At 33.4% G+C, this 867-nt stretch carries 1 protein-coding gene; it reads right to left on the bottom strand.

All coding sequences use genetic code 11. From position 1 onward, the window contains the following. Nucleotides 1-139 precede the first annotated feature (139 nt). Complete coding sequence (locus tag DHD80_RS19820) at nt 140-697, bottom strand: hypothetical protein (protein ID WP_251743207.1); 558 nt, start codon at nt 695-697, stop codon at nt 140-142. Between the last annotated feature and the right edge of the window lie 170 nt (nt 698-867).

Raw genomic sequence — 867 nt, forward strand, 5'->3', positions numbered from 1 at the left:
CAAATCGCTGAATAGCAACCCCACAATTTAGACCAATCCCCATAGTAGACAATCGGTAAACAACCGGTTCAGTCAACACTGCGTTCATGTTGGGCCGTACCGGCCACACGAACGCTTAGTTATTGTAAGCAGTTTTTTTTTAATCGTTATGCAGTTCAATATCTGCAATGTAATTCAGTTCCGCCCAATCGACTATATCATAACTTTCAAATTGGTTTTCCCATTCTATTTCTTGACCTTCCGGTACTTTGAAACGAATGATACCACTATTCAAATCTACATTGTGTTTGTCTTGTAGCTCTAATTCGACCATTGATGATAGCCAATCTTGTTGATATTCTATATTATTCATATCAAAAAGTCTTGGAAATATCCATATTTGGTTAGTTTGATAATGTAAATAACCTGTCACAAACCAATTTATGCCGTCATTGGTATAGTTTTTTTCGTTTAAATTGTCCAAAACAAACTGTAGGTTATCAGACGGTAAATCAGACGTAAAGGATAATGAGTTGACGTTATCAACTTCGAAGTCAAATTGATTTATAAAATTGAATAATTCATTGATGTCAGTACCACTTTTAATTCCAACAGATACTTCTCCAGGAACAAATTCTTGGGTTTCGGTTTGGGAATCATCATTTGAACACGAGATTAAAAATCCGAAAAGAGCTAATAAAATAAATAGTTTTTTCATAGTAATCCTTTTTTTATAGATACATTTTATATCGTTTGGTTGCGTCAAAATTCTGACTAACGTCAAATGTTGTTTTGTATTAAACCTGGTAAAAACCCCAAATCTTCTGGTTTGAGTTCCAATTTAGCAATATTTTTTTTGAGTCTGGTTACGATTTTTAATTTGCGCTT

Origin of the sequence: Gramella sp. AN32 (assembly GCF_023718305.1) — a bacterium.
In the GTDB taxonomy this organism is placed as follows: Bacteria; Bacteroidota; Bacteroidia; order Flavobacteriales; family Flavobacteriaceae; genus Christiangramia; species Christiangramia antarctica.

Excerpts from the sequence above, each read along its gene's own strand:
- DHD80_RS19820 (WP_251743207.1), bottom strand. The coding sequence starts at position 697 with ATGAAAAAACTATTTATTTTATTAGCTCTTTTCGGATTTTTAATCTCG.